This window comes from Shewanella sp. (assembly GCF_048265805.1).
Classification (GTDB): domain Bacteria; phylum Pseudomonadota; class Gammaproteobacteria; order Enterobacterales; family Shewanellaceae; genus Shewanella.
Map to the genome: position 1 here is coordinate 158,906 of NZ_JBLXAT010000005.1, position 22,798 is coordinate 181,703.

19 protein-coding genes are annotated in these 22,798 nt (G+C 49.3%); 15 read left to right on the plus strand and 4 right to left on the minus strand.

Annotation, left to right across the window (positions count from 1 at the left end; genetic code table 11):
- Nucleotide 1 precedes the first annotated feature (1 nt).
- The 3 genes from fdx to ndk all read left to right on the plus strand — a co-directional run bounded on the left by fdx (nt 2) and on the right by ndk (nt 1,224).
- Complete coding sequence (fdx, locus tag ACN0TT_RS05330) at nt 2-337, plus strand: ISC system 2Fe-2S type ferredoxin (RefSeq protein WP_417761102.1); 336 nt, start codon at nt 2-4, stop codon at nt 335-337.
- Nucleotides 338-433: 96 nt separating this feature from the next.
- Entirely contained in the window at nt 434-631 is a 198-nt protein-coding gene (gene iscX / locus ACN0TT_RS05335; protein ID WP_417761103.1) for a Fe-S cluster assembly protein IscX, read from the plus strand.
- Between the two features lie 161 nt (nt 632-792).
- Nucleotides 793-1,224 (plus strand): nucleoside-diphosphate kinase, encoded by a 432-nt coding sequence (ndk, locus tag ACN0TT_RS05340; protein ID WP_417761104.1) that lies wholly within the window; start codon nt 793-795, stop codon nt 1,222-1,224.
- A 142-nt stretch (nt 1,225-1,366) separates the two neighbouring features.
- On the opposite strand, the gene ACN0TT_RS05345 is transcribed toward ndk, so the two are convergent.
- Together ACN0TT_RS05345 and dusC are read right to left on the minus strand one after the other, a co-directional pair.
- Nucleotides 1,367-1,705, minus strand: a complete 339-nt coding sequence (locus ACN0TT_RS05345; protein WP_417761105.1) for a TraR/DksA C4-type zinc finger protein — start codon at nt 1,703-1,705, stop codon at nt 1,367-1,369.
- A gap of 45 nt (nt 1,706-1,750) precedes the next feature.
- Nucleotides 1,751-2,725 (minus strand): tRNA dihydrouridine(16) synthase DusC, encoded by a 975-nt coding sequence (gene dusC / locus ACN0TT_RS05350; protein ID WP_417761106.1) that lies wholly within the window; start codon nt 2,723-2,725, stop codon nt 1,751-1,753.
- A 177-nt stretch (nt 2,726-2,902) separates the two neighbouring features.
- Here dusC and ACN0TT_RS05355 point away from each other — a divergent pair, with 177 nt between their 5' ends.
- From ACN0TT_RS05355 to ACN0TT_RS05400, 10 genes are all read left to right on the plus strand, one after another.
- On the plus strand, nt 2,903-3,301 hold the full coding sequence (locus ACN0TT_RS05355) for a YbaN family protein (RefSeq protein ID WP_417761107.1): 399 nt from the start codon (nt 2,903-2,905) through the stop codon (nt 3,299-3,301).
- Between the two features lie 149 nt (nt 3,302-3,450).
- Nucleotides 3,451-4,002, plus strand: coding sequence for an adenine phosphoribosyltransferase (gene apt, locus ACN0TT_RS05360; protein ID WP_417761108.1), 552 nt, complete (start codon nt 3,451-3,453; stop codon nt 4,000-4,002).
- 119 nt (nt 4,003-4,121) lie between these two features.
- On the plus strand, nt 4,122-6,554 hold the full coding sequence (dnaX, locus tag ACN0TT_RS05365; RefSeq protein WP_417761109.1) for a DNA polymerase III subunit gamma/tau: 2,433 nt from the start codon (nt 4,122-4,124) through the stop codon (nt 6,552-6,554).
- Between the two features lie 138 nt (nt 6,555-6,692).
- Complete coding sequence (locus tag ACN0TT_RS05370; protein ID WP_417761110.1) at nt 6,693-7,022, plus strand: YbaB/EbfC family nucleoid-associated protein; 330 nt, start codon at nt 6,693-6,695, stop codon at nt 7,020-7,022.
- Nucleotides 7,023-7,041: 19 nt separating this feature from the next.
- A complete protein-coding gene (recR, locus tag ACN0TT_RS05375) occupies nt 7,042-7,641 on the plus strand; it encodes a recombination mediator RecR (RefSeq protein ID WP_417761111.1) in 600 nt (199 codons plus the stop codon).
- A 193-nt stretch (nt 7,642-7,834) separates the two neighbouring features.
- Complete coding sequence (htpG, locus tag ACN0TT_RS05380; protein WP_417761112.1) at nt 7,835-9,748, plus strand: molecular chaperone HtpG; 1,914 nt, start codon at nt 7,835-7,837, stop codon at nt 9,746-9,748.
- Nucleotides 9,749-9,822: 74 nt separating this feature from the next.
- Nucleotides 9,823-10,656: a tetratricopeptide repeat protein gene (locus tag ACN0TT_RS05385; protein ID WP_417761113.1), complete on the plus strand. Its 834-nt coding sequence runs from the start codon at nt 9,823-9,825 to the stop codon at nt 10,654-10,656.
- Between the two features lie 163 nt (nt 10,657-10,819).
- Complete coding sequence (gene adk, locus ACN0TT_RS05390; RefSeq protein WP_417761114.1) at nt 10,820-11,464, plus strand: adenylate kinase; 645 nt, start codon at nt 10,820-10,822, stop codon at nt 11,462-11,464.
- Nucleotides 11,465-11,566: 102 nt separating this feature from the next.
- Nucleotides 11,567-12,562: a ferrochelatase gene (gene hemH, locus ACN0TT_RS05395; RefSeq protein WP_417761115.1), complete on the plus strand. Its 996-nt coding sequence runs from the start codon at nt 11,567-11,569 to the stop codon at nt 12,560-12,562.
- A 124-nt stretch (nt 12,563-12,686) separates the two neighbouring features.
- Entirely contained in the window at nt 12,687-13,991 is a 1,305-nt protein-coding gene (locus ACN0TT_RS05400; RefSeq protein WP_417761116.1) for an inosine/guanosine kinase, read from the plus strand.
- Between the two features lie 65 nt (nt 13,992-14,056).
- On the opposite strand, the gene ACN0TT_RS05405 is transcribed toward ACN0TT_RS05400, so the two are convergent.
- Complete coding sequence (locus ACN0TT_RS05405; protein ID WP_417761117.1) at nt 14,057-15,370, minus strand: dicarboxylate/amino acid:cation symporter; 1,314 nt, start codon at nt 15,368-15,370, stop codon at nt 14,057-14,059.
- 213 nt (nt 15,371-15,583) lie between these two features.
- Here ACN0TT_RS05405 and ACN0TT_RS05410 point away from each other — a divergent pair, with 213 nt between their 5' ends.
- Nucleotides 15,584-18,022 carry a beta strand repeat-containing protein gene (locus tag ACN0TT_RS05410; RefSeq protein WP_417761118.1) on the plus strand — a complete coding sequence of 813 codons (2,439 nt, stop codon included), beginning with the start codon at nt 15,584-15,586 and terminating at the stop codon, nt 18,020-18,022.
- Nucleotides 18,023-18,077: 55 nt separating this feature from the next.
- On the opposite strand, the gene astB is transcribed toward ACN0TT_RS05410, so the two are convergent.
- Nucleotides 18,078-19,412, minus strand: a complete 1,335-nt coding sequence (gene astB, locus ACN0TT_RS05415; protein ID WP_417761119.1) for an N-succinylarginine dihydrolase — start codon at nt 19,410-19,412, stop codon at nt 18,078-18,080.
- 311 nt (nt 19,413-19,723) lie between these two features.
- Between astB and topA the strand changes: the two genes are divergently transcribed.
- A complete protein-coding gene (gene topA, locus ACN0TT_RS05420) occupies nt 19,724-22,360 on the plus strand; it encodes a type I DNA topoisomerase (RefSeq protein WP_417761120.1) in 2,637 nt (878 codons plus the stop codon).
- Nucleotides 22,361-22,798 lie beyond the last annotated feature (438 nt).

Below are 22,798 nucleotides of genomic sequence, written 5' to 3' on the forward strand. Positions count from 1 at the left end.
AATGCCACAGATCGTATTTTTACCTCACGCTGAACTTTGCCCAGATGGTGCGGTAGTTGAAGCGGAAAAGGGCGAATCAATTTTGAACGTTGCATTGCGCAATGGTATTGAAATTGAACACGCTTGTGAAAAGTCATGTGCTTGCACAACTTGCCACGTTATCGTCCGTGAAGGGTTTAATGACCTTGAGCCGAGCGATGAGCTGGAAGATGACATGCTTGATAAAGCTTGGGGCTTGGAGCCAGAAAGCCGCTTGTCGTGCCAAGCCAAAGTGGAAGAAGAAGACCTCGTGGTTGAAATTCCAAAATACACTGTCAACATGGTCAGTGAAGGTTAATTGAAGAGGCCAGCTTAAGCTGGCCTTTTTTATCAGTGTTTTTTGTTACCGTGTGATGATAAATGACGCTGAAACATGAGTTATTGGGAGGCTAATATGGCATTGAAATGGACCGACTCATTAGATGTGGCGTTGGCGCTACTGGATGAATATCCCGACGTTGCACCGGAAACTGTTCGTTTTACCGACCTATATGAATGGATTTTGGCGCTGGATGAGTTCGAAGATGATCCCGCGCGTTGTAATGAGCAGATCTTAGAAGCGATTTTGCAGTGCTGGTTGGACGAAAAGTAGCTAGCAGATTGCAGAATGTGCCAATGTTCTCAAACGGTTAACCTAGAAAACTGCGTTATGACGCTAAAATAGGCGGATTTGTGAGATTCGATTAGGATTTCCGTTGGTAATTTCGTATAATCCGCGCGAAATTTAAATTCGCTGATTTAGGAACCTTTAACATGGCGATTGAACGTACTTTTTCTATCATCAAGCCTGATGCCGTTGCAAAAAACCACATCGGCGCAATCTATAACCGTTTCGAAAGCGCTGGCCTGAAAATCATCGCTTCTAAAATGGTTCACCTGACTAAAGAACAAGCTGAAGGCTTCTACGCTGAACACAGCGAACGTCCTTTCTTCGGCGCACTGGTTAGCTTCATGACTTCTGGTCCTATCATGGTTCAAGTGCTGGAAGGCGAAAACGCTGTTCTGGCTAACCGTGAAATCATGGGCGCTACTAACCCAGCTGACGCTGCTCGCGGTACTCTGCGTGCTGACTACGCTGCAAGCATCGACGAAAACGCAGTTCACGGTTCAGACGCTCTGGCTTCTGCAGAACGTGAAATTGCCTACTTCTTCGCAGCTGACGAAATCTGCCCACGTACTCGTTAATTCGAGGCGATAGGCACAAAAAAGGCGCATTGAGATGCGCCTTTTTTATTGCCTGTGTCTCATCCTGGAAAGCTATGGCATCAAGCGAACTGCCTGGCAGCTTCACTTTATTCGTCCCGTTCACTCCATGCTGTGACAGCGCTTAATGTGTTAACCGCAACTCCTGCCGATGCTCATGCCGAAAATGCTCATCGCATAAGCTGCAGCGTTGTTCAGTGGGATCGGCTTGTAATCGCGCTGGCTCAATTATCGCTTCACAATCGGAACAGAGTCCATATAACCCCAGTTCCAATTGACAGATAGCGGCATCTAAGCGAACAAAACGTTGGTAGATCGATTGTCGACACAACGGGCTGGTAGCCAGTTGCTCAACGATATCATTCAGTGGCAAATCAGTGAGTTCTGTTGCGATGGCTGTCAACTCTTGCCTGAGTTCCGTCTCAATGGCTGACAATTTTTGTCGAAGTGGTTGAGTATTCACGTTGGCCGCCTATAAGTCATCCGTATAGACGATAGTCTAGAGAGCTTATTTAAGCTCACTATGACATTGATCAAGTTCAGCTAAGTTTAACTGGGCCGCGGTTGCTTGTAATAGCGCCACAATCTCTTCGCGGGTTTTCAACACTCGCAGTTGGCGGAACAGTTCATCGGCTTCCGCGTATTGGCGGTTTAAATAGCTAAACCATTGTTTGATTCGTGCAGGGAAGTAGAGATTTTTCTCATGCTCGTATTCTGTGTATTGCAGTAACAGTTGCAAGGTTTGCTGCCAGGAGTAGGGGGTATCAATCCCCTTTATTGCGCTAGCTAAGTTAGGCAGTGCGATGGCGCCGCGGCCAACCATGATATCGTCACAGCCAGTGACTTCGCGGCAGCGATCTGCGTCGGCTTTATTCCAGATTTCACCGTTGGCTATCACCGGAATTGGCAGCTTTTGTCTGATATCTGCAATATATTCCCAATAAGCGGGTGGGCGATAGCCATCGGCTTTACTACGGGCGTGTACTGCCAGTTCGCTGGCTCCTGCTTCATATACCGCAAGTGCATTTTCCATATAGAGTGAACGGTCATCAAAGCCCAACCGTATTTTAGCGGTAACAGGGTGTTCACTTGGCACTGCTTGGCGCATGGCTTTAACAACATCATGAACTTGCTCGGGGCAACGTAGCATAATGGCACCACCATTGCTGCGGTTGACCATTTTAGCTGGACAACCAAAATTAGCGTCAACACCGTGAGAACCGAGATTGATGGCGGTAGCTGCATTGTCGGCCATACAGCTAGGGTCTTGTCCCAATAATTGCACCCGCACTGGTGTGCCTGCTAAGGTTTTACCTTGCTGATGTAGCTCAGGGCATAAACGGTAAAACACTTTTTCTGGTAGTAGTTGGTCGACAACGCGCACGAACTCAGTGACCAGTAAATCATACTGATTGATACTGGATAACAGCTCACGCATTAAATGGTCGACAACCCCTTCCATCGGGGCAAGAATCACTCTCACGTTAGGCACTACTCTTGGTGGTTTAGCTTAAAGGCCGCGCATTCTACCTTAAATGGCCAGATTCCCAAAGGGATGATAGTGGTGCTCGATAGGGGTAATCTGCGCTTTTTGCTTGGGGATCACGGCGAAGTTGGCTACAATCCTCAATTGAGAATGGTTTTCATTTGGTGGTTATCAATGATTAAACGCGGTTTCTTTCTTTTATCGGGCTTGTTAGCCGTGGCATTAGGCGTGTTGGGCATGTTTCTGCCGCTGTTACCCACCGTCCCCTTTCTGCTGTTGGCGGGGTTTTGCTTTGCTCGTTCTAGCCCTAGATTACACCGTTGGTTACATAAGCATCCATGGTTTAAAGCGCCACTTGCTGATTGGCATCAAAACCGCGTGATTCGCCGGCCATTAAAAATCCGCGCATCGATTGTGGCAGGCATTAGCTTTGCTATCAGTATCGTCATTGTACCGTTGTGGTGGGTTAAGTTGCTGTTGCTATGTATGTTTATTGCGTTGATGGTGTTTTTGTGGCGCCAAAATGAAACCTCTGCTGCTACGATCCGCCCGCGTTCACTGTCGGCCAAATAAACAACCGTTGCCGCACAATTGCCCGAATGCGGTTGCAACCAAAATCAAAGGGGCTTAAGCTTTAGCCGAATTTTAGATGAGGTCCACCATTGTGGTGGGCCTTTTTGTTGGTGAATACACGGTAACCCCGTCAAATTAAGTACTGAATTATGGCTACAAATACCGAGCAGTTGGCGCTAATCAAGCAGAGTATCAAAACCATTCCTGATTATCCGAAGCCCGGCATCATGTTTCGCGATGTCACCAGTTTGTTGGAAGATCCTGTTGCTTACCAAGTAACAATTAAGGCGTTTTTAGATCTTTATAAAGATCGTGGTTTCACCAAAGTGGTGGGTACCGAAGCGCGCGGATTTCTGTTTGGCGCTCCCTTAGCTTTAGAGATGGGCGTTGGTTTTGTGCCAGTGCGTAAACCGGGCAAACTGCCACGTGCAACCATTGCTGAAAGCTACGAGCTGGAATATGGCCACGACACGCTGGAAATGCACCAAGATGCCATTGTCCCAGGTGATAAAGTGCTGGTCGTCGACGATCTGTTAGCTACTGGTGGCACTATTGAAGCGACCGTAAAACTGATCCGTCGTTTAGGTGGTGAAGTCTCTCATGCTGCGTTTGTGATCTCGTTGCCGGACTTAGGTGGTGAACAGCGGTTGGCCAACATGGGCTTAGAAATCGCCAAACTATGTGAGTTTGAAGGGGATTAATTCCACAATTACTCATGCCTCGGATCGTAGCAATAGCATGTCGTTAAGCTGCATGGTATTGTTTGACGATCCGCGGAGCTTGCTCCCGCAATAAAAACCAAGGTTAGTTGGGGAGTTTCATGTCATATCAGGTATTAGCCAGAAAATGGCGACCTGCCAGTTTTGAACAGGTTGTGGGTCAATCTCACGTCCTGCATGCATTAACCAATGCGCTCAGCCAGCAGCGCTTACATCACGCTTATCTGTTTACTGGTACCCGCGGCGTGGGTAAAACCAGTCTTGCACGTCTATTTGCTAAAGGGCTCAATTGTGAGCAGGGCATCACGGCCACACCCTGTGGCAAATGTGCTAGCTGCGTGGAGATTGCCCAAGGCCGTTTTGTCGACTTGATTGAAGTGGATGCTGCATCGCGTACTAAAGTGGATGACACCCGCGAGCTATTGGATAACGTGCAATATCGGCCAACAAGAGGTCGTTTTAAAGTCTACCTGATTGACGAAGTACACATGCTGTCACGCAGCAGTTTCAATGCGCTGCTAAAAACGCTGGAAGAGCCGCCAGAGCATGTGAAGTTCCTACTTGCGACTACCGATCCACAAAAGCTGCCAATCACTGTGTTGTCACGCTGTTTGCAGTTCAACCTGAAGAGTTTGAACCAGCAGGAGATCGGCACCCAGCTCGACCATATTCTTACCCAAGAGCAAGTACCGAATGAGGCCGCCGCGTTGCAGCTCATTGCTAAAGCGGCCAACGGCAGTATGCGTGATGCGCTCAGCTTAACCGACCAAGCGATCGCTTTTGGCGCTGGTCAGGTGATGCTGGAGCAAGTGCAAACGATGCTGGGGTCCATAGATGAGCGGCAGGTGATTTCGTTGCTTGAAGCCTTGGTAAACGGTGATGTGGCCGCGTTGATGACGCAAGCGGACAAAGTGCTAGCGTTCGGTGCGGATGCCGACGAAGTACTTCGCAGTTTGCTGGAGCTGTTACATCAAATCAGCTTGGCACAGTTTGCCCCAGCAGCGGCGCAGTTATCGCTGTATGCCGAACAGATTAATCATTTCGCAGCGCACTTAGCGCCGGAGCAAGTGCAGTTGTACTACCAACTGTTATTGCATGGCCGTAAAGATCTACCGTTTGCGCCTGATCCTAAATCAGGCTTAGAAATGGCCTTGTTGCGGGTTGTTGCTTTTGAACCAAGCAGCACGCCTCAGCGTTGGCAGGGCGGCGAGGGCAGACCGTTAGCGCAAGCTGGCGTGGCTAGCACCGCCGCAGCACCGGGCATCGCCTCAGCTACAGCTGAGCCAATGAAGACTAAGCCCGTGAAAGCCGACCCAACACCCGTACGCACCTTAGGGGCGGGCATCGCTGTTGCGAGTCACGATGATGACGATGACAGTTATCAGGATGCTAGCGACGATAATCTGTTGCAGATGCAGGCCGAGCAAAACTTAATTATGTCGCAAGCCGATAGCATGGGCTATCAGCCACAGGTTGATATGAGCGCCGCGCCTGAAGCTAAACATTACATCACGGATGAAGACGACGCGCCGGCGCCGCCGTTTCATGATGATTTGACCGGTGACATGTTTGGCGCACCAGTGACAACACCTGCACCGCAAGATGCAGCAGCCACTCCGACTGAATACGCAGCGTCAGCTACAACTGCTAACCAAGCCGCTCCCGCCAACAATGATGACTCTTTTGGTGACGATCTGCTTGATATGGTCATTGCCAGTCGCGATAGCTTGCTCAAAGAGATTGAAGAGCTGAGTAGTGATGACGACGACTCGGTAGTGAGTTCGCCGGGATTAGGCCCAAAAAAAGTGGCCCAGGAACCCCGAGGAGCCCTTCCTGAGCCGACACCACCGCAGTCTCCTCCACCATCAAACAACACTGCGGTCGAGGTCGAGCCAAATACAGCGGCAGTAGAACCCGCAGCGGTCTCAAAGCCTGTGCCGGTAAATCAGACCGCACCGACAATTGAACCGCCTCAAGCGGTAATGCCTGCGGCAGCGCCAGCAATGGCCGCCGTTCAATCTCCTGCGGCAGTCACGGACATTGCTAGCAACATCGTTACTTCGTTGGATGATGAGCCAGTTCCTACCGCATTAAGTGCGGCACCAACCGGCCATGCCGATGATTTGCGTTGGTACAAGCTGGTAGCTAGTGTGGAAATTGGCGGCCGGGTACGGCAACTGGCGGCTAACTCCGTGTGTTATACGCTAGGCGAAGAGTTGAAATTACTGCTTAAGCCCGATCAAAAGCACCTTGCCGCAAAGACCGCAATCGCACAGATGGAAACGGCGATGAGCGAAGCGCTTGGGGTAGAATGCCACGCCGTTATTGACGTTGGTTTAGATGAACAGCGTGAAACGCCGCGCGAAATCCGCCGTCGCTTCAACCGTGAATTATTAGCGCATGCCAAAGACGAGTTAGTACGCGATCAAAACGTACGCTGGCTGATGGCACAGATGGGCGCGCAGTTGGATGAGGACTCTTTGAGCTATCCACCTGAAATGCTGGCGGAAAAAACAGCACAGATTGCCAGCTAATTGTACAAATGTGCCAGTTAAGTGATGCGAATTGGCATTTCAGCCCATGCGAGCGGCTTTAGAATTGCCAACACTGAATATTTGGGTAAGATGGGCGAGTTTTCGCTATCACCTATAAGTTAACGAAGAGAGCTGAATATGTTTGGAAAAGGCGGTATGGGCAACCTGATGAAACAGGCCCAGCAAATGCAAGAACGTATGACTAAAGTGCAGGAAGAGATCGCCCGCATGGAAGTGACTGGCGAGTCTGGTGCCGGTCTGGTAAAAGTGACCATGACTGGTAGCCACAACGTTCGTAAAGTCGAAATCGACCCAAGCCTGCTCGAAGATGATAAAGAGATGCTGGAAGATTTGATCGCAGCAGCATGTAACGATGCGGTCCGTCGTGTTGAAGAAACGCAAAAAGAGAAAATGGCAGCAGTCACGGGGGGCATGCAGTTGCCTCCTGGCATGAAAATGCCATTCTAATAGAGTTGCGATTACCAGCATGAAATTTAGTCCGTTAGTTGACGAGCTGATCCAGTCGTTGCGTTGCTTGCCCGGCGTCGGCCCCAAGTCGGCGCAACGTATGGCATTTCAACTGTTAGAGCGGGAGCGTAAAGCCGGGCTTAAATTGGCTGATGCGCTAGCCAAAGCGATGAGTGATGTCGGTCACTGTCAAAGTTGCCGTACGTTCACCGAAGAGACCCTGTGTCCGATTTGTGCCAGCGCGCGCCGCGGTCAGTCTGACACTATCTGTGTGGTAGAAACTCCTGCGGATGTACTGGCGATTGAAGCTGGCGGTCACTTTGCTGGTCGTTACTTTGTGCTGCTTGGTCATCTGTCTCCACTCGATGGCGTTGGTCCCGAAGAGTTAGGTTTGAGCCTACTGGAACAGCATCTACAAGCTGGTGAGTTGACTGAGCTGATTTTAGCCACCAATCCCACGGTAGAAGGTGATGCAACGGCGCATTATATCGCCGATATTGCTCGCCGTTATCAGGTTAAGGTCAGCCGTATCGCCCATGGTGTACCTGTTGGTGGTGAATTGGAATACGTTGATAGCACCACGTTGGCGTTGTCTTTTAACGGACGAATTCCACTGTAACTTGCGCAGAAACCATGTTGTTAATTGAAGAGCCTCGCCCTGTGCGGGGCTTTTTGTTGGCTAATTGTTGGCTTTTTGTGCATTCCGTCATCGTTATCGCTTGAAAAGCGCCGAATGACCCCCATCTTATTTTTCAATCAAGTTTCACACTGTTTTTTTGATTGTCCAACGGGATGAACTAAGGAAGAAATTCATGTCTCAACAAGAAACTCATGGTTTTCAAACTGAAGTAAAACAACTTTTGCATTTGATGATCCACTCTTTGTATTCCAACAAAGAGATTTTCTTACGTGAGCTGGTATCGAATGCCGCAGATGCTGCAGACAAATTGCGTTATCTCGCATTAACCAACGATGCCCTCTATGAAGGCGATGGTGATCTGCGCGTACGCGTGAGTGCCGATAAAGATAAAGGCACCGTCACTATTGAAGATAACGGCGTTGGTATGACCCGCGAAGGCGTTATTGAACATCTGGGAACTATCGCCAAATCTGGCACGGCTGAGTTCTTCAAGAACCTGTCAGGTGATGCTGCGAAAGATTCGCAACTGATTGGTCAATTCGGTGTAGGTTTCTACTCAGCGTTTATTGTGGCCGAAAAAGTGGTAGTGCGTACTCGTGCTGCTGGTGAAGCAGCAGATAAAGCGGTGCAGTGGGAATCTGAAGGTGAGGGTAGCTTCACTGTCACTGATATAGTCAAAGAAAGCCGCGGTACTGAAATCGTGCTGCACCTGCGTGAAGATGAAAAAGAGTTCGCTGATGATTGGCGCCTGCGCTCTATTATCACCAAGTACTCAGATCATATCTCAATCCCAGTAGAAATGTGGGAAGAGGGTACACCAGAACGTGACGGCGAAGACGGTGAAAAAATTCCAGCGACCGAAGGTCAATGGAAGGTGATGAACAAAGCTACCGCACTGTGGAATCGTAATAAATCTGATGTTACCGACGAAGAATATCAAGAGTTCTATCGTCATATTTCACACGATTATGGTGACCCACTGATCTGGAGCCACAACCGCGTTGAAGGTAAACACGAATACACCAGCTTGTTGTATGTACCTGCTAAAGCCCCATGGGATTTGTGGAACCGCGACTACAAACACGGTTTGAAACTGTTTGTGCAACGCGTATTCATCATGGACGACGCCGAGCAGTTTATGCCGTCTTACCTGCGTTTTGTAAAAGGCTTGATCGATTCTAACGACTTGCCACTGAACGTATCGCGTGAAATTCTGCAAGACAACAAAGTGACCCAAGCGATGCGGGCAGGTTTAACCAAACGCGTACTGGGCATGTTGGAGAAACTGGCGAAAGACGACAGTGACAAATACCAACAGTTTTGGACTGAGTTTGGCCAAGTGCTGAAAGAAGGCCCCGCGGAAGACTTCGCCAATAAAGAGCGCGTCGCCGGCTTACTGCGTTTTGCTTCGACTCACAACGATTCTGCCAGCCAAAATGTGTCGCTGGATGATTACATCAGCCGAATGAAAGATGGTCAAAAGCACATTTACTACATTGTGGCCGATAGCTACGCGGCTGCCGCACACAGCCCACACTTGGAGCTGCTGCGTAAAAAAGGCATTGAAGTCTTGCTGCTGTCTGACCGCATCGACGAATGGTTGATTAGTCACCTGACTGAATACAAAGAAAAACAGCTGCATTCAGTGACCCGTGGTGATCTAGAGCTGGGCGATTTGGAAGATGCCGCTGAAAAGGCTGAGCAAGAAAAGATTGCTACTGAAGCGGAAGACCTGGTCAAACGTGTACAAACTGCACTGGGCGACAAAGTTAAAGACGTGAAAGTGACCACTCGTTTGACGGACACTCCAGCGTGTGTGGTGGTTGGCGAAGGTGAAATGTCATCTCAGATGATCAAACTGATGCAAGCGGCTGGTCAACCGGTGCCAGAAGTGAAGCCAATTTTCGAGCTGAACCCAACGCATCCGCTGGTTGAACGTTTGAACGAGCTGCAAGATGAAACTGCATTTGCCGAATGGAGCGAGCTGTTGCTACAACAAGCACTGCTTTCTGAAAAAGGCAGCTTGTCAGACCCATCGCAATTTGTCAGTCTGATGAACAAGATGCTGCTCAGCAGCTTCAAATAATCATGCCGAAAAGGGCCGTATGGCCCTTTTCTTGTTTTTAGCCATAGAAACAGGTGCCGAATTTTATGACTGCAATGGAATTGAACAGAGATAACATCCAACAGTTGGTGGACATCTCCCAAGAAAAACTGGTGGCGCTGGTGTTTTGGGCCGAGCAGATGCCAGAAACCAAAGCGTTGCTGACACAGATGGAACAGATTGCTGCTTCTTACCAAGGGTTGCTGCAGTTGGCTTCGGTAAACTGCGAAACCCAGATGGAACTGGCGTCTTATTTCCGTATTCAAAGTCTGCCAACAACGTTGTTATTGAGCCAAGGGCAACCCATTGATGGGTTCGCTGGCGCGTTGGAAGAAGCCAAAATCCGTGAAATGTTGGCTAAGCATCTGCCCGCCGCTTGGGAATTGGCGCTCAATGAAGCCAAAGCCTTGTTAGCTAATGGTGATGCCGCAGCGGCTTTGCCGCTAATAAAACAGGCACACAGCGAGCAGCCTAACGGCGATGTGACGCTAGCTTATGCGGATATCTCGCTGACGCTAGGCGATATTGAAACCGCCAAAACGCTGCTGACTACCGTAAAACTGGAAGATCAGCATGGCGACTATGAATCATTAATGTCGCGGGTGAAGTTGGCCGAAGAAGCCGCCGATACGCCAGAAATTCGTAATTTGCAGCAAGCGCTTGAGCAAAACCCTGGCGATTTTGATGTGTTGGCAAAACTGGCCTCTGCATTACACCAAGCACAGCGCAATGAAGAAGCGTTGGAACTGTTGTTTGCGCCGTTGCAAAAAGATCTGAATGCGGCAAATGGCGCATTAAAGCAGCAATTGCTTACCATCCTATCGGCACTCGGACAGGGTAACCCGTTGGCAAGCCAATATCGTCGTAAGTTATACAGCTTGTTGTATTGATTGAGATCACCTTTGGGCGGGTAATAGACAAGTGGCATTTGCCCTTTACGCAATAATCGAGTTTGTCGGCTAAAGTCGAACGGCAAAGCCTTCTCAACTGCGGCCTAATATGCGAAGATTCCGCCCCTGATTATGTAAACCAATGCGAAAAGAGGACTCTTGTATGCGCATTATCCTTCTGGGTGCCCCAGGTGCCGGTAAAGGCACTCAAGCTCAATTCATCATGGAAAAGTACGGTATTCCGCAAATTTCTACTGGTGATATGCTGCGTGCTGCAGTTAAAGCAGGTACCCCCCTGGGTCTGGAAGCCAAAAAAGTGATGGATGCTGGTCAACTGGTATCTGATGACTTGATTATCGGCTTAGTTAAAGAACGTATCGCCCAAGACGATTGCGCTAACGGATTCCTGCTGGATGGTTTCCCTCGCACTATTCCACAAGCGGATGCGATGGTAGCTAACGGCATTAAGATTGATCACGTGATTGAAATTGATGTGCCAGACGAAGAAATCGTTAAACGTATGAGCGGTCGTCGCGTACATTCAGGTTCTGGTCGCGTATACCATGTCGTATTTAATCCACCTAAAGTGGAAGGCAAAGACGATGTTACTGGCGATGAGCTGGTTATTCGTCCTGACGATGAAGAAGCGACCGTACGTAAGCGTTTGAACATCTATCACGAGCAAACTGAGCCGTTGGTTGAATATTACGGTAAAATGGCTGCCAATAACGAAGTTAAATACAGCAAATTCGACGGTACACAAGCCGTTGCAGCTGTCAGTGAAGCCATCGTTAAAGCGCTCGCATAATGAGACGTTTCTCATAATCGAAAAAGCCTGAGTCTGCAGGCTTTTTTTATGGCTAACGCTTTGATAACTTAGCGGCATTGATTAAATACAGGATTTACCCACGTGCAAACTAACCAACCGCCTTTTGGTGTCTTGCTAGTCAATCTTGGCACGCCAGCCGCTCCGACGAAAGCCGCAGTAAAGGCGTTTCTTAAGCAGTTCCTCAGCGACCCTCGCGTGGTGGATGTTAATCCCGTGCTGTGGTGGTGCATTCTTAATGGCATTATTTTGAATATTCGCCCAGGCAAAGTCGCTAAGTTGTACCAGTCTATCTGGTGGCAAGACGGCTCACCGCTAATGGTGATTAGCCGTAAGCAGCAGCAAGCACTGCAAAACCATTTGCTGAGTCGTACCGGATTAAATATCCCTGTTGAGCTGGGTATGAGCTACGGAGAGCCGTCGCTGGATACAGGCCTCAAAGCGTTGGAGGCGCAGGGCGTTAAGCAAGTGCTTGTGTTACCGCTATATCCGCAGTATTCCTGCTCGACCGTTGCTAGCGTATTCGATGGTGTGGCGGCCATGTTGAAGTCCCGCCGTGACATTCCCGAACTGCGTTTTGTACGTGATTATCACGATAAGCAAGGCTATATCGATGCCTTAGCTCACAGTGTCAAACAACACTGGCAACAGCATGGACAGTCTCAAAAGCTATTACTGTCATTTCACGGCGTGCCAGAACGCTATGTTAATGAAGGCGACCCATATCGCGACCACTGCTATAAAACCGCTGAGCTGTTGGCCCAAACGCTGGGGTTAACGCCAGAGCAGTGGATGGTGTGCTTCCAATCCCGTTTCGGTAAAGAACCTTGGTTGACGCCATACACTGATGAAACACTGGAGCGTTTGCCCAAAGAAGGTGTGAAATCCGTCGATATCATCAGCCCTGCGTTTGCGGCAGATTGTTTGGAAACACTGGAGGAGATCTCTATCGGTGGCAAGGAAACCTTCCTGCATGCTGGTGGCGAGTCATATCGTTTTATTCCGTGCCTGAATGACGATGAACCACATATGGCATTTCTGGCGGAACTGGCATTACAACATACACAAGGATGGCATTAAGCAACACTGGCAAGGCGAGCTAGGTGTGATAGAATCTGCCGCCTTTGAGTTTGACGCGAATATTGCATCGAGCAACTTAAGGTTTGTTGCGGTGATATTCGCGGTGCCCCGATGAGATGCAGCTATGAAATTCCCCGGACAGCGTAAGTCCAAACACTATTTTCCTGTAAAAAACCGTGATCCGTTGTTGGCGCAATTAATCCAGCAGCCAAGACCGACGGGTACGTGGATCTGCGGTATTGACCAAACCTTGGTGGACATTGAAGCCAAAGTTGAAGATGAGTTGCTCGAGCGTTACTGTTTGCCAAAAGGTAACTCCACTTTGCTGGAAGAAACCTCAGCTGAAGCTTTGTACGAAGAGTTGCGCTCACGCGGGATGATCTGCGGTCAATATGCGGGTGGCACTATCGGCAATACTGTCCATAACTACTCCATTTTGGCTGATGACCGTTCGGTGCTGTTTGGCGTCATGAGCCGTCAAATCGAAGTCGGTAGCTACGCTTATCGCTATTTGTGCAACACCTCATCTAAAGTCGATTTGAACCATCTACAGCCAGTTGAAGGGCCACTTGGACGTTGTTTTACGTTGATCTCTGATAATGGCGAGCGGACATTTGCCATCAGCAAAGGCGTCATGGATCAGTTGCATGCTGAATACATCAATAAAGCGTTGGTGCAAGGGAGTTCGGCATTGGTGATATCCGCTTACTTAATGCGTGCCGCGGAAGGTGATGGTATCACTCAAGCCGCTATGACAGCGATTGAGTACGCCAAAGAAGTCGATGTGCCAGTAGTGTTAACGTTGGGAACACGTTTTCTAATCGAGCAAGACCCACAGTTTTGGCGTGACTTCATTAGTCAGCATGTCACTGTACTGGCGATGAATGAAGAGGAAGGCTTGGCGTTAACGGGCATAGAAGATCCGTTATTGTCTAGCGAAGCAGCATTGGAGTGGTGTGACATGGTGTTGACCACTGCTGGCGCTACGGGCTTGTATACAGCGGGTTATGCGGAAGACAGTGAAAAACGTGAAACCGCACATCTGTTGTTGCCTGGCGCGATTCCTGAATTTAACCGCTATGAGTTTTCTCGGCCAAAACGTCGTTCAGATTGTGATACACCGATTAAAGTGTTTGCTCATATCTCTCCGTACATGGGCGGTCCTGAGCAGATCCTCAATACCAATGGTGCTGGCGATGGTGCATTGGCGGCGTTGCTGCATGATCTAGCGGCGAACACTTTCCACAAGACTAACGTACCGGGCTCGATTAAACATACCCGTGGTGGCTTGTGCTACTCATCATTCTCGCAAATCTGTAAATATGCCAACCGTGTTGCTTATGAAGTGTTAGCGCAAAATAGCCCGCGCTTATCACGTGGTTTGCCAGAGCGGGAAGATAGCCTCGAAGAGTCTTACTGGGAACGATAAGGCCAGCACTGCTTAGCTGCAAAAAAGGCGTCCATGGGACGCCTTTTCTATGTTTGAGATGTGTCTTAAGTGTGTGATGACGGGCTTAATTGCTCATCTAAACCCTTGGTTTTACCCGCTTCTGAATCATTAAAGATTTCAATATTAAAATCTTGTTCTGATTTACCCACAATAACGGTTGCGACCATATCACCCGTCACGTTCACTGCAGTACGTACCATATCTAGTAGGCGGTCGACCCCGATAATCATGGCGATGCCTTCAACTGGCAGACCCACTTGTTTCAGAACCATAGCCAGCATGATTAAACCCACCCCAGGGACACCCGCAGTACCGATAGAAGCCAGCGTGGCGGTAATCACCACGCTAACATAGTCACCAATTCCCAATGGCACGTTGTATACCTGCGCAATAAACACTGTTGCTACCCCTTGCATAATTGCCGTGCCGTCCATGTTGATGGTGGCGCCCAGCGGCAAGGTAAACGAAGCTACGCGGTTATTAACCCCCATGCGGTGTTCGGCGGTTTCCATAGTTACTGGCAGCGTGGCGTTAGAACTTGCGGTACTAAAGGCAAACAGCTGCACATCGCGCATCTTACGGATGAACATCAATGGACTGAGGCCGGAGAATAGTTTTAGCAGTACGGGATAAACCACCATGCCGTGGAAAATCAGTACGGCCAGCACCAGTCCGAAATACTTTACCACACCTTCAAGTTTATCCATGCCGAGTGTTAGCGTGAGCTTGGCAATCAGCGCAAATACCCCGTACGGCGCTAGGCTCATAACCAGCGTGACCACTTTCATAATCACTTCATTAAGGTCTTCAAATAAGGCCGCTACGCGTCGACCACGTTCACCGATGTGCGATACTGCAAAGCCAAAAATCACAGCAAAAATAATGATTTGCAGCATGTTTCCATCAGTCATCGCTTTGATAGGGTTGGTTGGCACCATACCTATCAGTACATCAGCGAGGCCAGGGGCTTCTTTGGCATCATAGGTTAGGTCGGTAGTCAGTTGGCCGCTGTCACCTGGTTGGAATAATACTGCCGCGCTGATAGCAATGGTGAGGGCAATAGCGGTGGTGAACAGATAGAACGCTAGCGTTTTGCCTCCCAGCTTACCGAGCTTGGACGGATCGCTGAGTGAACAAGTACCACAAACCAACGAGACAAATACCAGTGGTACAACGAGCATTTTCAAGCAATTAACGAAGATAGTACCAACGACGTTAAGTACGCCATCAGTCATGTAATCATTTACAAATTGGCTTTCGGGGGCGAAATATCTAACGATAAAGCCAAAAGCAATACCTAAACACATGGCGATCAGAATTTTACCGGTTAGGCCAAGCTTCCGAGTGTTTGTCGACATTTTATTTCCTATTATTTTTATATTTTTTCGCAAAATCGTCTAAGCCTAGCAAGAAAGCCCATTCGAGGGAACTGCTAGCCGAGTTAGTTTTTGATGTTAAGTCATAAAAATAAACATGTTAGTTATGTAATTTTTATGTGAAAACTCTCGTCATATCCTAAGCTTTAGCAGAACCGTTTTCTGATTGATTTACGAATAACAAGGAGGCTGACAATGCGGTCAGCAATGCGTTTATTTGGGGCGTGTTTGTGTTTATTACTGTCAGCCTGCGGTGGCGGCGGTAACCTTGACCAAGGTACTGACAACGGTAATGGCTCAGATCCTACTGGCACCACCACGGTCACTTTAACCATTTCTAATAGCACTATCTCAGCCGCCACTCCGGCAACCTTAACGGCAACGGTGACTAATAGCCTTTCTGGAGCAGTTGCTGGCACATTAGTGGCCTTTGAACTTAATAATGCCGACCTTGGCACCTTCGTTCCTGCTATCGGTACTGCACTCACCGATGCCAATGGTGTTGCGACGGTGTCTCTAGCAACGTCCGATGTTGCTGGCGCAGGGCAAGTCACCGCTGCTATCAGTAGTGGTGAATCTGCCACTGTCGGGTTCACTATGGTGGGCGATGGCGGCCCTGCGACGGGGGGGAGCGCGCAGATCACGTTAAGCCTTACCGATGCTAATGGTGCCACTACGAATACTATTAATTCATCCACTCCGGGAACGTTGACTGCGCGTGTCACCGGTATTTCTCGTTCGGTTATTGTTACGTTTGAATCGAGCATTGGTGATCTCCCCATTAATACCGCAGTGACCGATGCTAACGGTATTGCGTCAGTAACTATCTACGCAGGTAGCACACCGGGGGCGGGGTCAGTAACGGCATCTCTCGCCTCTGGCGAATCTACGGATTTAGTATTTGTGGTTGGTGCAAGCAATGTGGTGATGGGCAGTGGCGATCCCTTTGTTGCGGGGCGTGCGGCGGTGAGTGCAACGACACTATCGGCTGGTGGCACTGCCACGGTTAGCGTGCAACTGCAAGATGCTGATGGCAACTTATTTACTGAACCTGTCGATGTACGCTTTTCATCACGCTGCGCCGCTCAAGCAACGCCGCGAGCAATTTTGACTGCTTCGGTGACTGCGGTTAACGGCGTAGCTAGCAGTACCTATCTCGCTCAAGGCTGTGAAGGGGATGATCCTATCACTGTGTCCGCCGATGTGGGCGGGCGCAGTCTATCGGCCACTGGCACCATCAATGTGTTGGGGGCTGCGGTGGGGAGTATTGTTTTTGTTGATGCCACACCGAGTCAAATTGGTATTCAAGGTACAGGGCGTGATGAATCTTCCGTTGTGCGTTTCCGTGTACTTGATACCAATGGTAATCCGGTAGCAAGTCGTAACGTGCAGTTTTCTCTCAATTCTACGGCAGGCGGCTTATCACTCGATCCTAGCAGCGCGACGTCTAACGCCGATGGATTGGTACAAACTGTGGTGAATTCTGGCACGGTGTCGAGTACCGTACGAGTTACGGCAACGATTGTTGGCTCCGATCCCGCTATTTCAACGCAGTCAAGCCAACTGGTGATTTCTACTGGCATTCCTGATCAAGATTCGTTCTCGCTGTCGGCGGACCGTTTGAACGTAGAGGGATGGGGCACGGATGGTACGACCGTGGCAGTAACTGCACGTCTTGCTGACGCATTTAATAACCCGGCACCAGATGGCACAGCGGTGTATTTCACTACAGAAGGCGGTGCTATCGAACCGTCTTGCGTCACGGTTAATGGTACCTGCAGTGTCAATTGGCGTAGTCAAAACCCTCGTCCTCAAGGACAAACCTTACTGGATAATTTGGGGAACCTGCGTAACCCTCGCGCTGAGCTGGTCGATGGTGGCAACTTTTATGGCCAATCGTATGCTGGCCGCGCGACGATTACAGCAACCGCTGTTGGTGAAGAGTCATTCCCCGATCTCAATGGCAACGGCCGGTTTGATGCGTCAGAAATGGCCGCTTTTGCTGGCAATGATGTTGGGGGACGGCCCTACGATCTTGATGAAGCCTTTGGTGACTACAACGAAGACGGTATCTTCAACCCTCAACAAGCGGGTGGACAAGCCGGTGGGGAGTTAGAAGAACTCATCGACTTTAACAATAATGGTGTGTTCGATACGCGTGATGGTGTGTACAACGGCGTATTGTGTTCCATTCCTGCACATGCTGGTTGCGCCGATGGTGTGAATCAGCCTCGGTCTATTGATGTACGTGGTAGTTTAGTGATTGTGATGTCCGGTAGTGAAGCCTATGCGACAGCATTAGCTGATACTCGTATTGTTGACCGAGACGGTGATAACTTTGGCGGCAGCATCGACATCAATGGTAATGGTACCGCGCTAGTGCAGTTTACTATTTCTGACTTCCGTAACCAGCAAATGCCCGCGGGGTCTGTCGTAAGCTTTAGTACAACCGCGGGCTCTATTGAGAGTGCGCCTAGCTATACTTGGCCTAACTCCAACCATAATGGCGGGCGCCAGTTTAGTGTGACATTAGGCGGGGCTGATCAGCCTGATTCCGGTACTTTCATTGTTACTGTGACGTCGCCTGGCGGATTAGTGACCGAGGTCGTCAATATTCCCGTCAATATCTATTAACCCCAACGAAAAAGCCCGCGAATATCGCGGGCTTTTGCTAAACATCATCGCCATATCAACGCTGGAACGGATAGATGCTGCCCAGCTTGAGCAGTTGCGTCAGTTCATCTAACGCGGTGCGAGTTTCTTTCAACAGTTCGGGGTCGGCTAAATCCGCAGGCGTTAGTCGATCACGATAGTGACGCTCGACCCATTTGGTAAGTTTTAGATATTTGTCATCGGTGAGCAACACTTGTTGATTCACTGCGTTGAGCTCTCGCTCGTTGAGCGCGACTCGTAAACGCAAGCAGGCGGGGCCTCCACCATTTTGCATGCTCTGTTTCACATCAAAATAACGTACTTGCTTGATGGGCGTGCCCAGCGTAATCAATTCATCCAGATACTGTTTAACGGCTGGATTTTCTTCACAATCGGTTGGGGCAATGATTGCCATCTCACCGGAAGGCAACGTCACAATCTGGGTGTTGAACAGATAGGTTTGCACGGCATCTTTCACTGATACTTGCGCCGTTGGCACTTCAATCAGGTGCAGCTCTGAGTCGAGTTTTTGCTGCAATTCTGCCAATTTACCTGCGCCATGAAAAAACGCCTGCTGGTGGTAAAACAGTACGTTTTGATTACCCACAGCAATGACGTCGTTATGAAACACGCCTTGATCAATCACTAAAGGATTTTGTTGCAAGAACACGCAGCTATCATCATCTAAGCCGTGTAACCGAGCCACCGCTTGCGAGGCTTCTAAGGTTTGCCGAGCCGGATATTTCTGCGGCTTGGGCTTGTCGTGATCAAATACCGATTGACCATAGACAAACAGTTCCACCCCCGCTTCGCCATATTGGTGACATAAACGCGTATGGTTGGCTGCCCCTTCATCGCCTAAGTGTGGATGCATTGGCAACGCTTGGTGATGCTTGAAGTAGCGGGTGTCGGCAAACATCGCTCTAAGAATGTGACCGGTGGTGTTGTGTTCAATACTGCGATGGAACTTGTCAATCAGGTTGGCTGGTGTGAAGTGGATCTTACCGTCGGCGGTATCGGCACTTGGCGATACGGTGGCAGCGTTTGCGGTCCACATACTGGACGCGCTTGCACAAGCATACAGCCACTGAGGCGCGGTTTTAGCCACTTTGTTCAGCACTTGCGCGTCAGTACCACTAAAGCCCATCTGACGCAGTGTATAGATATCTGGCCGCTCTTGCGGGGCGATAACACCTTGTACTAAACCTAAATTAGCTAGCGCTTTGGCTTTAGCTAAACCTTGCAGAGCCGCAGCTTTAGGATTAGACGGCATGGAGGCATTTTGGCTGGAAGCCACATTGCCAAATGAGAGCCCCGCATAATTGTGGGTTGGTCCGACTAGGCCATCGAAGTTGGCTTCGAAATGTTTCATCCCGTCTCCTAGAAGTGGATAACTGCACAAAATTTGACGTCCAGTATAGGGGAGAAAAAGTTGTCGACAACCCCTCAATTAGTAAGGCTGAATATAGTAAAACAGCATAAGTGCATAACTATGACTTGCGAAAAGCCAAATAATGAAATAATAATTTTTTTAGCTGCAAAATTATTTTTATTAATATTTTTCTGTGTTTAAAAATTGAGTCCCTAGGCCACATAAAAGAGGGATTGACTTGAAAGTGAGTCAACAACCCTCTATATATGGTGGCAAATTTTACCTTTCCGAGAATTTTGGCGCACTGAATAATGGGAAAATCGCTAGTTATTGTCGAATCGCCGGCCAAAGCCAAGACCATCAACAAGTATCTTGGTAAAGAATTTATTGTTAAATCGAGCGTTGGTCACATCCGTGATCTGCCAACCTCTTCCTCTGCCGAGTCTAACGGCAAAAGCGTTTCCGCAGCCGATGTGCGCAAGATGTCGCCTGAAGAAAAAGCAGCCTACAAAAAGCAAAAAGAGCGCCAAGGCTTGGTGTCTCGAATGGGGATTGACCCCGAGCACGATTGGAAAGCCAATTATCAAGTGCTGCCAGGCAAAGAAAAGGTGGTTAAAGAGTTAAAAGCGTTAGCGGAGTCAGCTGACCAAATCTATCTCGCAACGGATTTGGACCGCGAAGGGGAAGCTATCGCATGGCACTTGCAACAAGTGATTGGCGGTGGTGAAGATCGCTTTAAACGCGTAGTGTTTAACGAAATCACCAAAACCGCTATCCAAGACGCTTTTAGCCGTCCGGGTGACTTGAACAACAACATGGTCAATGCGCAGCAGGCGCGACGTTTCCTCGACCGCGTAGTGGGCTTTATGGTGTCACCGCTGTTGTGGAAAAAGGTGGCTCGTGGCTTGTCTGCTGGCCGAGTACAGTCAGTGGCTGTGCGCTTGGTTGTTGAACGCGAAGCTGAAATTAAAGCCTTTGTACCAGAAGAGTTCTGGGACGTACATGCTGCACTGCAAGCGTCTGAAAGCGCATTACAGATGGAAGTGGTACGTCATGCGGGTAATGCATTCGAGCCGAAGAATGAGCAACAAGCCATGGCGGCCGTTGCTGAACTGAAGCCGCAACAGTATGTCGTTACTGCTAAAGAAACCAAGGCCACACAAAGCAAGCCAAGCGCACCATTTATCACCTCAACCTTGCAACAAGCAGCGAGTACGCGCTTGGGCTTCGGTGTGAAGAAAACCATGATGTTGGCGCAACGTCTCTACGAAGCGGGTCACATCACCTATATGCGTACCGACTCCACTAACTTGAGCCAAGAAGCACTTGATAGTGTGCGTGAGATGATTGGTAGCGAGTACGGTGCCGCGTATCTGCCGGATGAACCACTGCGTTACGGTAATAAAGAGAACGCTCAAGAAGCGCACGAAGCAATTCGTCCATCAAACGTGAATGTGTCTGCGGCGTCGTTGTCAGATATGGAGCGAGACGCTCAGCGCTTATACGAGCTGATTTGGCGTCAGTTCGTATCCTGTCAGATGACACCTGCCAAATATGATGCGACACGCTTGACTGTCACTGCTGGTGACTATGAGTTGCGTGCTAACGGCCGCGTGCTGAAATTTGATGGTTGGACACGTGTACAGCCAGCATTGAAGAAAAAGAATGAAGAAGATGTCACCTTGCCGTTTGTGGCCGAAGGTGATGTGCTTGCTCTCAACGAGCTACTGCCGAAGCAACACTTTACTAAGCCGCCAGCGCGCTATAGCGAAGCGTCATTAGTTAAAGAGTTGGAAAAGCGTGGCATCGGTCGCCCATCCACCTATGCGGCGATTATTTCAACCATTCAAGACCGTGGTTATGTACGGGTTGAAAACCGTCGTTTCTTCGCCGAGAAGATGGGGGAGATCGTCAGCGAGCGCTTACTGGAAAACTTTGGTGAGTTGATGAGTTACGACTTCACCGCAGGCATGGAGCAAACACTCGATGACGTCGCGCATGGTGAGTTGCAGTGGAAACAAGTGCTAGATAACTTCTACCAAGATTTCACCCAACAATTGGAGAAAGCTGAGTTACCACCAGAAGAGGGCGGTATGCGTCCAAATCAGATGGTGCTGACTGATATCGCTTGTCCAACATGTGGTCGTCCAATGGGCATCCGTACCGGGACTACTGGGGTGTTCCTTGGCTGTTCTGGTTATGCCTTGCCGCCGAAAGAGCGCTGCAAGACCACCATGAACTTGGTGCCAGGTGAAGACGCTATCGCCGATGGTGAAGACGCTGAAACTGAAGCGCTGCGCGCTAAACACCGTTGCGCCAAGTGTGGTACGGCGATGGACAGCTATCTGCTCGATGAAACGCGAAAATTGCATGTGTGTGGTAACAACCCTGCATGTGATGGTTACGAAGTCGAAGTCGGTCAGTTCAAGATCAAAGGTTACGATGGCCCGGTGATTGAGTGCGATCGCTGTGGTAGTGACATGGAGCTGAAGAACGGTCGCTTTGGTAAATACTTCGGTTGTACCAATAGCGAATGTAAGAATACCCGTAAGTTGCTGAAAAATGGTGAAGCGGCGCCTCCAAAAGAGGACCCAATCCATTTGCCAGAACTCAAGTGTACTAAGTCTGACGCATACTTCGTGTTGCGTGACGGTGCTGCAGGTATTTTCTTAGCCGCCAGTACGTTCCCCCGTTCGCGTGAAACTCGTGCGCCATTGGTGTCTGAGTTGAAGAAATATCGTGAACAGCTGTGGTCTAAATATCAGTATCTGGCCGATGCGCCTGAGCAAGATGATGATGGTAATCCAACACTCATTAAATTCAGCCGTAAGACGAAAGAGCAGTACGTTGCTAGTGAAGTGAATGGCAAAGCGAGTGGCTGGTCTGCCCATTACCAAGACGGTAAATGGCAAGCTAGCGGTACAGCAAAGAAAAAGTCAAAAGCTTAATCCGCATCTAGCGGTTAATGCGCAAGTCAAAAGCCTCCGCTAGCGGGGGCTTTTTGTTGTCAGGATTACCATCGCCATGAAGGTGGTGCACATCTCTACGGGCGTTGCCCGAATAATACTGATGCTCAATCCTGCGGTGGTTTGTTACCAACTTGGTAGAATAGGTTGAGTCAATCGGCGATACGCTAACTATCGAATAACCCCGCGATAGAACAAAGCAATGACAATAGCAGCTAGGTCTAGCGCCTCGAGTTTTAAAACCAACGGTTATCGGTTATGCCGCAGGATTCATCTTATCTGCATCGATCATAGGGGGAGGTCAGATTGGCTATGACTGTGGACAGTTATTGTCGGTTTTGCTCGCAAGTACCAAATCCATTGTGTTGAATGTATTTAAACACGCGCTGTTAGGTTTTTGGGTCGTTGGCGATGTCTTGG

What these genes read in the sequence shown, in the direction of transcription:
- fdx (WP_417761102.1), top strand. Translation starts at nt 2, where the DNA reads ATGCCACAGATCGTATTTTTACCTCACGCTGAACTTTGCCCAGATGGT.
- iscX (WP_417761103.1), top strand. Translation starts at nt 434, where the DNA reads ATGGCATTGAAATGGACCGACTCATTAGATGTGGCGTTGGCGCTACTG.
- ndk (WP_417761104.1), top strand. Translation starts at nt 793, where the DNA reads ATGGCGATTGAACGTACTTTTTCTATCATCAAGCCTGATGCCGTTGCA.
- ACN0TT_RS05355 (WP_417761107.1), top strand. Translation starts at nt 2,903, where the DNA reads ATGATTAAACGCGGTTTCTTTCTTTTATCGGGCTTGTTAGCCGTGGCA.
- apt (WP_417761108.1), top strand. Translation starts at nt 3,451, where the DNA reads ATGGCTACAAATACCGAGCAGTTGGCGCTAATCAAGCAGAGTATCAAA.
- dnaX (WP_417761109.1), top strand. Translation starts at nt 4,122, where the DNA reads ATGTCATATCAGGTATTAGCCAGAAAATGGCGACCTGCCAGTTTTGAA.
- ACN0TT_RS05370 (WP_417761110.1), top strand. Translation starts at nt 6,693, where the DNA reads ATGTTTGGAAAAGGCGGTATGGGCAACCTGATGAAACAGGCCCAGCAA.
- recR (WP_417761111.1), top strand. Translation starts at nt 7,042, where the DNA reads ATGAAATTTAGTCCGTTAGTTGACGAGCTGATCCAGTCGTTGCGTTGC.
- htpG (WP_417761112.1), top strand. Translation starts at nt 7,835, where the DNA reads ATGTCTCAACAAGAAACTCATGGTTTTCAAACTGAAGTAAAACAACTT.
- ACN0TT_RS05385 (WP_417761113.1), top strand. Translation starts at nt 9,823, where the DNA reads ATGGAATTGAACAGAGATAACATCCAACAGTTGGTGGACATCTCCCAA.
- adk (WP_417761114.1), top strand. Translation starts at nt 10,820, where the DNA reads ATGCGCATTATCCTTCTGGGTGCCCCAGGTGCCGGTAAAGGCACTCAA.
- ACN0TT_RS05400 (WP_417761116.1), top strand. Translation starts at nt 12,687, where the DNA reads ATGAAATTCCCCGGACAGCGTAAGTCCAAACACTATTTTCCTGTAAAA.
- ACN0TT_RS05405 (WP_417761117.1), bottom strand. Translation starts at nt 15,370, where the DNA reads ATGTCGACAAACACTCGGAAGCTTGGCCTAACCGGTAAAATTCTGATC.
- ACN0TT_RS05410 (WP_417761118.1), top strand. Translation starts at nt 15,584, where the DNA reads ATGCGGTCAGCAATGCGTTTATTTGGGGCGTGTTTGTGTTTATTACTG.
- astB (WP_417761119.1), bottom strand. Translation starts at nt 19,412, where the DNA reads ATGAAACATTTCGAAGCCAACTTCGATGGCCTAGTCGGACCAACCCAC.
- topA (WP_417761120.1), top strand. Translation starts at nt 19,724, where the DNA reads ATGGGAAAATCGCTAGTTATTGTCGAATCGCCGGCCAAAGCCAAGACC.